The organism is Acidovorax sp. HMWF018 (assembly GCF_003061035.1).
In the GTDB taxonomy this organism is placed as follows: domain Bacteria; phylum Pseudomonadota; class Gammaproteobacteria; order Burkholderiales; family Burkholderiaceae_C; genus Acidovorax; species Acidovorax delafieldii.
The window spans coordinates 16,662-29,709 of sequence record NZ_QAIM01000426.1 but is presented as its reverse complement, the minus strand read 5'-3'; the positions used below and the strand labels follow the sequence as shown (position 1 = coordinate 29,709).

Below are 13,048 nucleotides of genomic sequence, written 5' to 3'. Positions count from 1 at the left end.
CGAGGCGAGCGCGCAAACGTGCGCGGGGCGAGCGAGGACGCGACGCGGCGCCGGCAGTCGAAACGGCGGTCATGGCAGTGCCCTCCCGGTCAGCCAGGCGGCGTGCCGCTCGGCGGTGTATTCGGGCAGCGGCAGACGCGCAGCGAGCCGGTTGGCGAGCGTGCGCCAGTACACGGGCGAAGCGGCGGATGGCGCGATGCCTAGCGCCTCGATGGCGTCGATGCGCTCCAGCACGGCGCGCACCTGGTTCTCCCCCTCGGCGTGCAGCAGCAGGCGCGCGCCCGGCTGCACGCCGGGGATGCGCTGCGCCGCATCCAGCGGCGTGCAAGCCTGCATCACCATGAGCTGCCAGCGGATCGTGCCGTAGTCGTTGGCCTGCCAGCGGATGCGGCTGAACATGGCGCCCGGCAGGAACACCGCGCAGCGCCGCCAGCGGTCGAGCTGGAGCGTGCGCGCAGGTTCGCCGAAGCGCAGGTAGAGCTTGAAGCGCGGTTCGATGTAGGCCAGCGCCACGCGCGTCAGCGGCGTGCTGGCAGGCTGGCCGGAAGGTGCTGCGTGCGCAGCCGTGGCCGCGCACGCAACAGGCGCGGCGGCAGACGAAACGGATGCAGTCATGGGGTGTTCTCCCTGCGGTGCTCTGGAAACTCCCGCTCCAGCAGGCCGCGCAGCAGGTCGGCCACGGTCACGCCCTGCGTGAAGGCCGACACCTTGATGCGCGCCCGCATCGCGGGCGTGATGTCGAGGGTCAGGCGAGCCGTGTAGAGGTCGCCCTTGCCCAGCGCATCGGCATCGCCCTGGCGAATCCACGCCTCGGCGTGCGGATTCGCGGGCGGACGCGCGCCGATGCCGACGCGCTTGGCCGTGCGTTTGCTGTTCGGTGGCGGCGTCGTTGTCATGTCGTCCACCGCAATAGTTCATCGACCAGCGCAGTGATTTCGCGTGCGGCGGTGCTGTCCGGCGCCGTCTCGCGTGCAAGCCGGCCAGCGGCGACGCTGTCGGCGAACACGATGCGCTGATGCACTTCCGCGCGCAGCGCAGGAAGCGGTTGGTCGGCCAGAGCCTGGCGCGCTTCGCGCCCGATCACGGTGGTGCTGACGCGCCGATTGATGACGAAGGCCGCGCGCAGCGCTGGCCGAAACACCTGCGCCTCACGGATCAGCGCCACCATCTCCGCGCTGGCCCACAGGTCATAGGGGCTGGGCTGCACGGGAATCAGCACGCGCTCGGCCGCCAGCAGCGCGGAACGCGCCAAGGCAGCGATCCTGGGCGGGCCGTCGATGATGACGTGATCGGCCCGCCTGGCGAGTTCTGGCGCCTCTTGGTGCAGCGTTTCGCGTGCGAGGCCCACGGCGCTGAACAGCCTTGGCAAGCCTTGCTGGCTTCTGCGCTGTGTCCAGTCTAGCGATGAACCCTGCGGGTCGGCGTCCAGCAGCATGACATGCTGCCCGCGCATCGCCAGCTCGCCGGCGATGTGCGTGGCGAGCGTGGTCTTGCCCACGCCGCCTTTCTGATTGAGCAGAGCAACGATCATGGCTTGGCCCTCCATGCTGGAAAGCCGGGCTTTTGCTGCTGCCTTTCATGCCGTGTGGTGGTTATCCACCGTGGCGCGGCGCTTCTACTAAAAGTTAGAGAATTTAAGTTAGGGAAGTTAGAGGGACGCGAAACCCAGTGCTGGCGCGGGTTTGCGGCCGATTTTGTTGCCTGATAGCACGAGGATTCGTTGCCTGATAGCACGACACCTCTGTTGCCTGATAGCACGAGTCCATCCACAGACTCTCCCGAAGTTATCCCCGTGCCGTTTGCGGCACGGGCCGGAAGGTCAGCAGCGGCGAGGAAATCCCGGACGCGTGCTCGATGCCCAACAGGTAGCCCGGCAAGGCTTGCCGCGCCACCAGCGCCCGCAGGTCGGCGGCGAAGTCGTAGTAGCGCGCCACGCTGCCCGATTTGCGGTACAGGTGCTGGAAGTCGAATTGCCAGCCGCCCGGCTGCCGCCCGCCGTGCTTGCGCACCAGGCGGTACAGCCACCGCTCGATGCCGCCCGTGAGCCGGAAATACGCCGGGTCGATGGTCAGCACCAGGGCGGCGTCGAGCACGCCGGCAAAGAACCAGTCCGGCAGGATCAGTTCGAGGCCCAGCGGCGTGCCGCTGGCATCGGCCAGTTCCTTCCACTCGTTGATCCAGGAAAACCGATGCAATCGCCGCCCGGTCGTCTCGCGGATGGACGTGGCCACCGTGGTCGATTGCAGCCGATCCAGCGCAGCCTTGAGGCGCTGGTAGTCGCGCAGCGACGTACCGCGCCCAATGAAGCGCAGCACCTCGTAGGGGCGTACCTGCATCAAGCGCGAAGGCCGCAGGCCCGCGTCGCGCGCCTCCACGATCTGGCTGGCGGCCCAGATCAGGATGTCGGCATCCCAGATCGTGGCGATGCCGTGCTCCTGCGTGCCTTCCACGCGGATCGTCACGTTGCCCGCCCGGAAGTCGATGGGCTTGACCCGTTTGGACTTCGCCAGCGAGAAGAACGGAAAGGCCATCAAGTCCTGGCTGTCGCGTGGCGCCATGTCGCCCGGCAGCGCGCGAAACAGGTCGAGCTGTTCGCGCTCCTGCAAGGGTGTGGACATGGCGAAGGCCATCCACGCGCCGCCGATCAGCGCGCACGGCTGTCGGCCGAGTGGTGCTCGGCGTACTCGGGATCGGAAGTCGTCTCGAAACTGCGGTCGGCGGCCCAGGCATCGAGGTCGGCCACGGCGTACATGACCCGCCGGCCGAACTTGCGAAAGCGCGGGCCGCCGCCGATCACGCGCTGCTTTTCCAGCGTGCGCGGCGACAGGCGCAGGTACTCGGCGGCTTCGTCGTTGGTGAGATAGCGTTGGGGCTGCGCGGCAGCGGTCGAGACAGCGGCGGCAGGCCGCAAGGGAGCAGGACGCATGGTGTGAACCTCCATAGCTTTCAAAGCTCCGGCCACACAGCGCAACCGGATGGAGGCAGTCTCAGAAAACGCGGCCCACTTGCTCAGGGTCGTTTTGCGTCGCCTTCAAAACGACCCTTCTCAAGCGGCGCAAGCTGTGCTAGGCGGCGATAGCCGCCGCGCATCAGCGCATCGCCACGCCGCACCAAGCGGCGCACCTTGGAGCGCAAGCCGCCGTCGGCGTACCAGTCGGCCACGGCGTCGGCACCGAACAAGCCTTCGCCGACCTCACGCGAGGACGCGCCCGCCAGGGTCGCGTCGAGCGCCTGCAAGGTGTGCAGTTCCAGCAGCGCGGAAGGTGTTGGCCTGGGCGTGGCGGCGAAGGTCACGCCGGGCACATGACCGCGCACAGGCGCGGCAGTGCCGCCGCGATGGGCATAGGCGACAGCCATGCCGTCTTCCAGGCCGGGGGCCAGCGCAAAGCGCAGGCAATGGCCTGGGCTGCGCGCGATCAGCGCCAGCCGTTTGCCGTCATGGAGCAGTTGCTTATGGCCAGGGATGCGCCAGAACGCGAAGATCGAGGCATCGGGTGGCGGATCTTCATCCGGGTAGAGCTGCACCATCGCAGCGTGGCCGGGCAGCCAGGCCGGATGCGCGTCGCGCGCATCCAGGGCCGGGTCTTCCAGCAGGCGCAAGCCCCAGCGTTGCGCCGCTTCCTGTGCCGCCTGCGACCGACGACGATGGCGCAGCCAGTCGAGCCGGTAGTCGGGGTGCCTGCGCAGGTACTCCCAGGCGAGCGCAAGGCTGTCCAGATGCAGCACGTACAGATACGCGGCAGTCGGATACCAAGGCTCGGCGGCGCGGTCGGCCATGACGCAACCTCCTGGGAACAGGAATCGCCGCCACGGCTGGGCTACGCGCTACATCGCCATCGTCAGAACGTCATGGGTAAAAATGGTGACTGGGGTTGTCAAGACCGATTGGCTCCGATGCGTTGCGGTTTCCGTCTCAATGCGGCGGTGGCAGCGCCCCGACCGTGGGACGCCGTATCGGCCAGCCTGCCGCAACCCAAGCCAGGCATCATGACTGTTTCGATCAGACTGGCCGGGGTATGCCGCAAGAATCCCGATTGAGACCTGCCCGGCATGACGCCAGACTGAAAAAGTCACAGTAGGCCGTATTCAGTCCGGGATCGCTCCGTCGCGCTCGGCCAGCCGGGTGTATTCCGACAGCGTGCGCGTGGGGCGGAAATAGAGGTCGCGTAGCACGGGCTGCTGGCGCGGCCCGACGATGCCGGCCAGGTCGGACAGCTTCACCGTCCCCAGCTCTGGCATCCCCAGCCCGAGGTCGATCAGGCCGTAGGCCGTATCGCCGTCCGCAGGATCGAGCGCGGCCAGCAGCCAGGTCACATGCGCGTCCGGCGTGAACAACCGCACCACGGGCACCGGGTCGATGGCCTCGCCAGCGGCGCGGGCCTTGCCGTGGGCCAGCAGGCGCGCGCGGTCGTCCTCGGTGATGAGTGCCGTCATGGCGCCACCCTCCGGCCGCACGAATCCGCCGAAGCGCAAAAGCGCAAAGCCGTACCTGCGGATTTGGGCATAAACACGATGGCGGTTCCGTGATTTCGCGCCTTTGTTGAAACCCGCAAATGCGGATTTCTGTAGAAGCGCAGAACAGTGAGCTTTTGATGAATGAGTTAAAGATAACGTGGTTTTAATTGTGCTGCGAATCGACGCTTCTGTCCATGCAGAAGCGATCCGTCCAGCCCGGCCGACCGGCCGGCGCCACCACCTTCGACGCCGAGCTGGCTCAAGCCTTCGGCGCGGCGGTGCGTGCGCTGCGCACGGAACGCGGCATCGCCCAGGAGACGCTGGCGCACCTGGCCGGCGTCGAGCGTTCGCACATGGGCAAGGTGGAGCGTGGCGAACACCAGCCCACGCTATCGCTGATCTTCAAGATTGCCGGCGCGCTCGAATGCAGCACGGCGGTGCTGATGAGCGAGGCTGAAAGCCAGCTCGCGGCAGCGGCCCAGCCGTAGGCGCTGGCCGGGCCGATCCGGCGCAGCCGGTTCGGCGGCATCGAGGGGCGCCAAGCATCGCGCGGCGGGGATAGCCCACAGGGCTTTCCCCTGGAGTGCAAGCGCCAGCGCGTAGCGCCGCAGGCGCGAAGGCGTGAGGGATTGGAGCCGAATGGCCGTGACGGCTTGCCGGCACGGGGCGCAGCCCGAAAGCCCGGCGGCGCTTGCAGCGCCGACACGCCATCCTGGGCTTGCTACGCCACGGGCTGCGGGCCATCCACCGATGAATACCGGCCCTGGTGAACATGCCAAGAGGCACCCGTTGCCGAACCCCGTGCGTGCGGTGCTGCGATGAGCAGCACAGCGCCCCGCCGCAATGGGCGGGGCGCTGTGGGCGGCCGTCAGGCCGCCTTGGGCTTGTTGCGCGACCAGATCAGGTCGTGCGTGCCGTCCTCGTTCTCGATCAGGCGGGCATAGACCGTTGCCGGGAATGAAGGATCGTCCAGGGTCACGGACACGTAGGGGCGTCCGGCCTCGCTGGTTTTCTTCCACGCCGCGCCGATGTCGTGGCCAGCCGCTTGCAGGCGGAAGTCGGGGGCGCTCTCGTTGTTGCCCTTGTCGTTGGGAACCAGCTTGACCTTGACGTTGAGCGTCAGGGTGCGGAGCTGGCCGTTGAAGCCGTCTTTGTCTGCGGTGAAGGTGCCGATGTTGGCCATGATGATTTCTCCTTTCGGGTTGAACAAGGTCGCGCCAGTGCGTCCTTGTTGTGATCCGTCCGGCGGGGGATGGGCTGGCCGCACCGCGCAGCGGTCGCAACACCGTGGAGAACCTGGAGGCGAAAAGAATTTGTCCCGCGAGGAATGCGCGCAGCGCAGGGGAAATTGTTTTCGCTGGAAGGTTGCGGCCATGAAGCCCAAGGCGCAGCCGCGCCACCGCCAGGATTCACAACAAGACAAGGACGCACAGGCCGCCCGCTCCCGAATGGAGACAGGGCCGACTCGGCATCCCCGCGTGACGGCTTCACCGGCTTGCGCCCTGACGCGGGCCAGGTCAATGCCCCGACGACAAGGCCAGAGCGCCCCAGCCGCAGCTCGCGGCACATGCTTGAGGCGTGGTGAGGAAGCTCCATCGGGCGAGGCCGAGCGGTGTGTCGGTGAACCGTCCTTCGTGACGTACAGGCAACGAATCGCCAGCGTCGAGGACGGCACGCTTTTGCACAACCTGCCGCAGCAAGCCGGGGCGTAGCCCCACAAGCTCCGCCCATTGCGGCGGGGCGCAGCCTTCCTCGCAAGCGAAGCGCGCAGCGCCACAGGCGCGAAGGCGTGAGGGATTGAAGCCGAATGGCCGTGATTCGGCACGAAGCACGGGGCGCAGCCCGAAAGCCCGGCGGCGCCTCGCGCCGACACGCCCAGGCCGTTCTATATTTTCAGGAAGTAACCCAAGACAAGCCCATGACTCTCCAGCTCCGACACGAAACCCCGGACGACATTGCTGCCATCGAAGCCGTCACGACGGCCGCTTTCGCCGATGCGCCGCACACCAGCCACACCGAGCAATTCATCGTGCGCGCACTGCGCACTGCCAACGAACTGACGCTTTCCATCGTGGCCGAAGAACACGGCCAGATCATCGGCCATGTGGCCCTGTCGCCCGTGACCATCACCGACGGCCACGGCCGCCAGGCTGAGGACTGGTACGGGTTGGGGCCGATCTCCGTCCTGCCGCAAAGGCAGGGGCACGGCATCGGCTCGCGCCTGATGGAGCAGGCGCTGTCTGAACTGCGGGCCATGCAGGCCGCAGGCTGCGTGCTGCTAGGCGATCCCGCGTATTACGCGCGTTTTGGTTTTCAGGCCCATGCGGGCCTGCAACTGCCGGGCGTGCCGCCCGGCTACTTCATGGCGCTGGCCCTGCATGGGCCAGTGCCCGAAGGCATCGCGCGCTACAGCGATGCCTTCAACGCCACCGCCTGAGCCACCGCGAAGGCGGCGGCGTTCTGACTCGGCTGCTGGCCTTGAACACCGGGCGCGGCCACTGCCGCGCCCGGATTTTGCGTCCACCGCGCCCAGGACGGAACGGCCTGGGCGCGGTGCTGAACGCGGTTATTCCTTCGTCTCGATGAGCCACCACACGGCACGCGGCAAGGCGCGGCCCGTGATGGGGTGAATGTCGGTGAGGTCGGCGCGGGCCGACCAGCCCGAGGGCGGGCGGTAGCCGCGCACGTCGCCATCGTCGTGCCAGCGGCGAGCGCGTACCGTGCTGGGCGCGTAGATCGCCGCCATGCGCGGGCGGCTGCTGGTGATGCGGGTCATGGGGGCTTCTCCTTGCAGCGAAGCGCCCCGGTCGAGGCCGGGGCGCTTGCCTTCGGCGCGGGTCAAGCGGCCAGCGCCTCGGCGGGTTCATCCGCCATTGCCTCGGCATCCTCCGGGGCATCCTGCGCCTGCGTTTCCTGCGGCGCAGCTTCCGGGCCTTCGGTCTTGAAGATGGCAGGCATCCAGCCCGTGCCATCGGCCAACCGCTCGGCTTCGCTGGCAATGTCGGCCTTCTTCAACTTCGCCAGTCGCGTGACGTGCTCGGGCGCGTACTGGCCCACGGCTTCCAGAATCACGGCCTTGGAAACGTGCTTGAAGTAGCCTTCTGCGGTCGGCTTCCACCATGCAGCCATGTCGAGGCCCACGGCCTGCGCCAGTTCCTCGCCGGGCTGGTGCGGTGTGGCACGGGGCGTCACCACGTCCACCGTGGAAGCCACGCACACGGCCAGCAGCCGCACCAGTTCATCTTGCGGCTTCGCCAGCAGCGCGGCAAACAGTTCGGCGCTGTCCTCCGGCAAGGCTTCGCCCGCCACCTGTTGCAATTCGCACAGCGCCACGGCGGCGGGAGTTTCCGGCCAGTCCGGGGCCATGCCTTCCAGCCGGTCTTGCACTTTGAGGCCCACGCCCAGCGGCAGAGAATCACGGCTGCGGCCGTAGCGGCGTTCCTGCAAGACGGTCTGCACCATGCCATGCACCACGGCGGCCAGCGCGGCTTGCGGATGCCGGGCGACTTCGATTTGTAGCGCGGCGGTGCGGTGGGCGCTCAAGCGTTGCGCCAGCCGGTCGGACATGGCGGCGGTCTTGGGTGGCTCGTCGTCCTCGCCTTCGTCGTCGTTCGCGGCTTCGCCTTCGCTGCCGAAACCTTGGCGCAGCCTTTCCAGCGTGCGCAGCGCCTTGGCCTCGGCCTCGCGCATCAAGCCGCGATGAATCACGGCTTCGCCGTTGCGGTCGATGGTGACGATGGCACCGGCTGCGGCCTTCACGGTCGCGCCGTAGTCCTGCAAGCCATCTTCCAGCACCTGCAACTGCTCGCCCAGGGTTTCGCCTTCCTCCTGCAAGGCGTCGGCCTTTTCCTCATCGTCAGCGTCCAGCGCAGCATCCACGGCTTCGGCCAGTTCGTGCATCTTGGTTTGCAGCTTCTCGATGCGTGCGGCTTCACGCTTGTTCGGTTCGCGCCGCTCCTTCGGCGCACGCTGGAAGGCGTGCAGGTCGGCATGGGTCACGCCTGGCGTGGCATCCACCCATGCCCAGCCTTCGGCCTTCACCTCGGCAGCAATGCCCGTCAGCTTATTGAACGCCAGCCCTTCCAGCAGCGCGGCATCGGTCAGATACACGCCCGCGTCATCTTCGGCGAACAGGTCACGGCGGATGCCACCGCCTGCGGCCTCGTAGCTGTCCAGCCCGACGAAGCGCACCAGCGGATGCCGGTAGGCGTCGATTTCCCTTTCGGTGAGGCGTTCGCGCAGGTTGGACGGGTGACGCTGCCAGGTTGGCGCATCGTAGAACGCGCTTTCCTGCGCGGCGTGGTCATCGGTGATGGCAAGGGCCATCAACTGGTCAAGGCTCACGGCATCGGCGCGATAGTCGGCCATGAGGCGGGGCGACACGTTCGCCAGCTTCAAGCGGCGCTGCACCACCAGCGGCGTAACGGAGAAATCCGCCGCAATGTCCTCGATGGGGCGGCCTTCGGCCACCAGCGCCGCGAAGGCTTCAAACTGGTCTGCCGGGTGCATGGCTTCGCGCTGCACGTTCTCGGTGAGGCTGGCGGTGCGGGCGGTGCCATCGGCCACCAGCAGGCAAGGCACTTCCCATTCCTTGCTGATTCGGTGCTTTTTCGCCAGCAGCTTGAGGGCTGCGAGGCGACGGCCACCGGCCACGACTTCGTAATGCTCGCCATCGGCGGATGCAATCACGATCAGGTTTTGCAGCAGGCCGACACGCTGGATGCTTGCGGCAAGTTCGGGGATGGACATGCGCGGGGTCTTGCGCACGTTGCGGCCCGTGGGGCGCAGCACCAGCCGCGACAGTGGAACCAGAATCAGGTTCTTGGTCGGGTCGGCGGCTTCCAACGGGATAGCGGCGGCGGTATTGACGGCGCGGGCTTCGGTTTGGGTAACGGCGTTCATGGTGAATCTCCAATCGAGTGAAACAAGGGAATGGAGGGGAACCGCCCCTCCGGCGGGGAAACGGTTCAGGCTTTCAACTGGCGCAGGCCATCGGCCAGCATCCAGAGGGCGCGATTGAGGCGCACATCGGAATCAATGCCCTGCACCGGGCGGGTCTGCTGGCGGCGTCCGTTGGCGCTGCGGCCATGCAATCCGCCTTTGGTCAGGTTTTCCTGCGTGCGGTTGAACACGCTCCACAGGTCGGGGCGGCGGTCGTCGAACCGGCGCGGCATCAAGATTTGCGATTCGGTGATGGGCGCGGGCTTCTTGTCGGTGGGGTCGTACTTGAGGGCCAGCGCGGAACGGGCGAACACTTCGGCTTCGCCTTCATCCAGCGTGATAGCGCGCATGGCATCGCGGGAATCCTTCACCCGCTCGAAGCCGCTCAACACCTCGAAAGCGCCTTCGATGACGGAACCGGCTACGTCGCCCTTATGGGGTACGCGCACGTCCGCCACGGTGTCGCCGCACACAAGACCATTGCTGCAAACGAAGCGGAACATTCCGGCCAGCATCTGATAGCTGCTGGTGCCGTCATGCGAGTTCAGCAGCACGATTTCGTTGGCCTCTGCGCCGTTGATCTGGCTGGCGTGGCGCAGGCGCAGCATGTGTTTCGTGTGCTCGCGCTTGCCTTCATCGCGCACGCGGGTCTGCGTCACCATGAAGGGTTGAAATCCCTCCTTGCGAAGCTCGGTCAGCACGGCGGCGGTGGGGATATAGGCGTACCGCTGCGAACGGCTTTCGTGCGGGGCATCCGCGAAGATGGACGGGGCCACGCGATGAATCTGGTCATCGGACAGCGGGTAGTCACTGCGCAGCGAAGGGGAGCGGGAAGCGAAACGGGATGCGAGTTGCATGTCTTTCTCCTGAACAAAAAGGCTGTTGAAGAAAACCGCACACCGGATTCCTAGATTCGGAGCCCAGCCTTTCGGCTGTTCGGTGCGGTCGGCACGAGGAACCCGGTTGGCCCTGTTGCCACCGTCTTTCCTGAGTTCATCGCCCGCGACGGTCAGGAGCGCGCGAACGGGCGCCGTCAAGGAGGCAAGCGCAGGGTTGGTGCGGCCCGCAGGCGCAGCCGAGGACACGGCCCTGCGCGCCTTGACGGCACACGGGCGCGGGCTACAGTCGCGGTGAAGGTGATGAAGTCAGGGGAGACGGCTGGACAAGGCAACGGCCTTCCCCACACGCCGACCGCACGGCAAGCGAAGCGCGCAGGCCCGAAGCTGGAAGCCGGGCCGGAGGCGTCAGCCGAGCGGAGCGAGGGAACGATGGAAGCCCGTCAGGGGCGAGACGCCGCAGGCGGCTCGATGCGCAGCACGACAGCGCGACCGGCCATCTCCCAGGTGGCCGGGGACGCCCATGCAGTTTGGGCATCGCGGGATTTGTCTTCGGCGGATTTTTCGCGGACAATGTGGGCAAGGCCCTGTCCGCCTGAGCTTCGAGCGGCTCAATCAAGACTGCGTTCTGCTTTCCCCCCGTATTTCTTGCCACCACCATGCGATATCGCCTGGGCGTAGGCCAAGTAATCGCTCGATTGGCCTGCGCTGAAATCAGGAGAATCGTATGCCCATCGGCATTTCCGACCTTGCCCATTCTGTTCGCAAGAACAGCGTTTCTGTGGCCGCCCCTGTGCAGCTTGGCCATGCGCAGCAAATCATTGTTGCTGCACTCGGCTACAAGAGCCTTGCCGCCTACCAGGCCGCCCAGGTAGCCGCACTCGAACCCAAAGACTTGAGCAATGTCTACCACGTTGTACTCGACTACGACTCGCTCGATAGGCGCGCCAGCGAACTTGGCGCAGCCCCCGCGCCAAGCCAACTGCATGAGCTGATCGACGCAGCCTTCAAGGAACGAGCACCCCACACACACATTCACGCCTCTCACGCAGGCTTCGATAACTATCTGCGTGAGCATGTGGATCAGGTGGTCATCGAAGACGATGACGTGAACAGCGAGATGGCCAACGCCAATTACGATGGCATTGATGAGGTCTATTTCGATTTCGAGGTTGAGTCTGAAAACGTCCCCGTTGGCAGCTCGCTGGAAATCGACCTGGATGGCCATGTTGGCTTGGGCATCGACACTGAGCGTCCCTACGCGGGCCACATCGTGAATGTGGAGGGCACTTTGAGCGTGGAGCGATTGGGCAGCCAGTGCTTTGGGTCAGTGGACTGCCAAGTCACCAAAGCGGAACTCGATACGAACTGGGGGGATGACGACCACGACGGCGAGCCACCGCCGCGCAGCGTATCGCAATCCTATGCCGAACTGCTGGGCCTCGAACTGCATGAGGTTGGCAATCTCGCCGATGTAGAAGCAATGGAGTTGGACGGCAGTAGCGGTGAAATGGTCTACGGCTACCTCCTCGACTTCACGGACTACGCATCGCCCGAGATAGCGCAGAAGATCTTGCGCCGTCACTCTTCACTGCGTATCGAAGTCGGCCCTGGCTTCTTTGAAGGCGTTCGTAGCGACGACTGGCCTCGCTGACGATGCAGTAAGCGCATCCCGATACGGGATGCGCTGCTGGGCCATCCGCCCAAGGCCGAGTCAGACAGCTATCCGCCCGCTCAGCCGCGCCTCGCGCGCGTAGGCGCTCAACCGCTTCTCAGCGCGGAAAGACAGGTCGCGCTCGATCGGCAAGCCCAGCCCGCCGCGCACGATCGCCAACTCGCCCAGGCTGACCCAGCCGATTTCCGGCGCCCCCAGGCCCAGGTCGCAAAGACCAAAAGCGTGGTCGTGGTCGTCAGGATCAATCTCGGTCAGCAGCCAGGTCGCGCCGGCGTCCGGCGTGAACAGCTTGACCACGGGGGCCGGATCAAAGTCCGGGTTCTCCAAGGATTCGCGGCCGTTGGCCAGCAGTACGATGCGCTGCTCGTCAGTGATGAGTGCGTTGTTCATGGTGAACTCCTGCAAGGATGCCGGGCGGAATTGCCCGACCCTTCCGGGGCACGGCGCAGCGCAAGCAGTCAGGGGTCGCAGACGGCCGACAGGACGCAAGCGCGCATGGCGCGCGCCGCCCTTGACGGCGAGAACGCCGTGATACGGTGAAGGGAACAGCAAGACTGCCCACACCCGCCCGCTGCACACACTCGGCTTTTAGGGCAAGCGGAACGCGCAGGCTCGAAAGGGCCGGAGGCGTCAGGGGGCAAAGCCGAATGGCCGCGATTCGGCACGAAGCGCGGGGCGCAGCCCTCGAACCCGGCGGCGGCACGCCGGGACGCAATGAAGACTGTCAGATAGAATAAATAGGCATCGCGTCGACGAAAGATCCCCGTGCAGCGATGCTATTCTTTTCTTCGCTGCGATCATTCACGGCTCACAGCGTTGACACGATCGGAGATACGGCATGACGTTCAAAGCGGACAAGTACAACCGGTCGGTCTGTCTGAATTGCCCAACGTGCGGTGGCACTGAGTTTTCACACGACGGCGCTGATGGGCAGACGAGCGAACTGTTCACCTGCGGCAACTGTGGGTTGCAGATTTCCAAGGATGATCTCATCCGAGCCAACGATGAGAACGTGCAAGCGCATGCCAAGGAGATCGGGAAAGCCGTCGTCAAAGATCTTCAGAAGGAACTGCACGAATCGCTGAAGAGGGCATTCCGCGGCAGCAAGAACATCAAGATCCGATGATGCCCTTCCCAATCA

16 protein-coding genes are annotated in these 13,048 nt (G+C 65.9%); 4 read left to right on the top strand and 12 right to left on the bottom strand.

The features are described from left to right. Positions 1-69: 69 nt before the first annotated feature. From DBR23_RS17850 to DBR23_RS17815, 7 genes are all read right to left on the bottom strand, one after another. Positions 70-615: a DUF2840 domain-containing protein gene (locus DBR23_RS17850; protein WP_056581644.1), complete on the bottom strand. Its 546-nt coding sequence runs from the start codon at positions 613-615 to the stop codon at positions 70-72. Further along, positions 612-896: a hypothetical protein gene (locus DBR23_RS17845; RefSeq protein ID WP_056582611.1), complete on the bottom strand. Its 285-nt coding sequence runs from the start codon at positions 894-896 to the stop codon at positions 612-614. Before DBR23_RS17845 ends, DBR23_RS17850 begins: the two co-directional genes overlap by 4 nt. Continuing rightward, positions 893-1,531: a ParA family partition ATPase gene (gene parA, locus DBR23_RS17840; RefSeq protein ID WP_056582609.1), complete on the bottom strand. Its 639-nt coding sequence runs from the start codon at positions 1,529-1,531 to the stop codon at positions 893-895. The genes DBR23_RS17845 and parA overlap by 4 nt, the downstream gene beginning before the upstream one ends. 253 nt (positions 1,532-1,784) lie before the next feature. Then, complete coding sequence (locus DBR23_RS17830; protein ID WP_369882130.1) at positions 1,785-2,630, bottom strand: replication initiator protein A; 846 nt, start codon at positions 2,628-2,630, stop codon at positions 1,785-1,787. Between the two features lie 14 nt (positions 2,631-2,644). Further along, positions 2,645-2,926, bottom strand: a complete 282-nt coding sequence (locus DBR23_RS17825) for an AlpA family transcriptional regulator (RefSeq protein WP_013721771.1) — start codon at positions 2,924-2,926, stop codon at positions 2,645-2,647. An 83-nt stretch (positions 2,927-3,009) separates the two neighbouring features. Continuing rightward, positions 3,010-3,777, bottom strand: coding sequence for a DUF2285 domain-containing protein (locus DBR23_RS17820; RefSeq protein ID WP_056581641.1), 768 nt, complete (start codon positions 3,775-3,777; stop codon positions 3,010-3,012). Between the two features lie 309 nt (positions 3,778-4,086). Next, positions 4,087-4,434 carry a DUF2958 domain-containing protein gene (locus tag DBR23_RS17815; RefSeq protein WP_056581638.1) on the bottom strand — a complete coding sequence of 116 codons (348 nt, stop codon included), beginning with the start codon at positions 4,432-4,434 and terminating at the stop codon, positions 4,087-4,089. Positions 4,435-4,649: 215 nt separating this feature from the next. Here DBR23_RS17815 and DBR23_RS17810 point away from each other — a divergent pair, with 215 nt between their 5' ends. After that, entirely contained in the window at positions 4,650-4,943 is a 294-nt protein-coding gene (locus DBR23_RS17810; RefSeq protein ID WP_056582604.1) for a helix-turn-helix domain-containing protein, read from the top strand. 380 nt (positions 4,944-5,323) lie between these two features. On the opposite strand, the gene DBR23_RS17805 is transcribed toward DBR23_RS17810, so the two are convergent. Next, on the bottom strand, positions 5,324-5,638 hold the full coding sequence (locus tag DBR23_RS17805; protein ID WP_013517162.1) for a DUF736 domain-containing protein: 315 nt from the start codon (positions 5,636-5,638) through the stop codon (positions 5,324-5,326). Positions 5,639-6,373: 735 nt separating this feature from the next. Here DBR23_RS17805 and DBR23_RS17790 point away from each other — a divergent pair. Then, positions 6,374-6,892 (top strand): GNAT family N-acetyltransferase, encoded by a 519-nt coding sequence (locus DBR23_RS17790; protein WP_056581635.1) that lies wholly within the window; start codon positions 6,374-6,376, stop codon positions 6,890-6,892. A 129-nt stretch (positions 6,893-7,021) separates the two neighbouring features. Here the strand turns inward: DBR23_RS17790 and DBR23_RS17785 are convergent, their stop codons facing one another. From DBR23_RS17785 to DBR23_RS17775, 3 genes are all read right to left on the bottom strand, one after another. Beyond that, positions 7,022-7,231, bottom strand: a complete 210-nt coding sequence (locus DBR23_RS17785; protein ID WP_056581629.1) for a hypothetical protein — start codon at positions 7,229-7,231, stop codon at positions 7,022-7,024. A 62-nt stretch (positions 7,232-7,293) separates the two neighbouring features. Then, positions 7,294-9,357, bottom strand: coding sequence for a ParB/RepB/Spo0J family partition protein (locus tag DBR23_RS17780; protein ID WP_056581626.1), 2,064 nt, complete (start codon positions 9,355-9,357; stop codon positions 7,294-7,296). Positions 9,358-9,422: 65 nt separating this feature from the next. Next, positions 9,423-10,253 carry a DUF932 domain-containing protein gene (locus tag DBR23_RS17775; protein ID WP_056581620.1) on the bottom strand — a complete coding sequence of 277 codons (831 nt, stop codon included), beginning with the start codon at positions 10,251-10,253 and terminating at the stop codon, positions 9,423-9,425. 706 nt (positions 10,254-10,959) lie between these two features. On the opposite strand from DBR23_RS17775, the gene DBR23_RS17770 reads away from it, so the two are divergent. Continuing rightward, a complete protein-coding gene (locus DBR23_RS17770; RefSeq protein ID WP_056581617.1) occupies positions 10,960-11,886 on the top strand; it encodes a hypothetical protein in 927 nt (308 codons plus the stop codon). 60 nt (positions 11,887-11,946) lie between these two features. Here the strand turns inward: DBR23_RS17770 and DBR23_RS17765 are convergent, their stop codons facing one another. After that, on the bottom strand, positions 11,947-12,297 hold the full coding sequence (locus DBR23_RS17765) for a DUF2958 domain-containing protein (RefSeq protein WP_056582602.1): 351 nt from the start codon (positions 12,295-12,297) through the stop codon (positions 11,947-11,949). Between the two features lie 448 nt (positions 12,298-12,745). Between DBR23_RS17765 and DBR23_RS17760 the strand changes: the two genes are divergently transcribed. Then, on the top strand, positions 12,746-13,033 hold the full coding sequence (locus tag DBR23_RS17760; protein WP_082548881.1) for a hypothetical protein: 288 nt from the start codon (positions 12,746-12,748) through the stop codon (positions 13,031-13,033). Positions 13,034-13,048 lie beyond the last annotated feature (15 nt).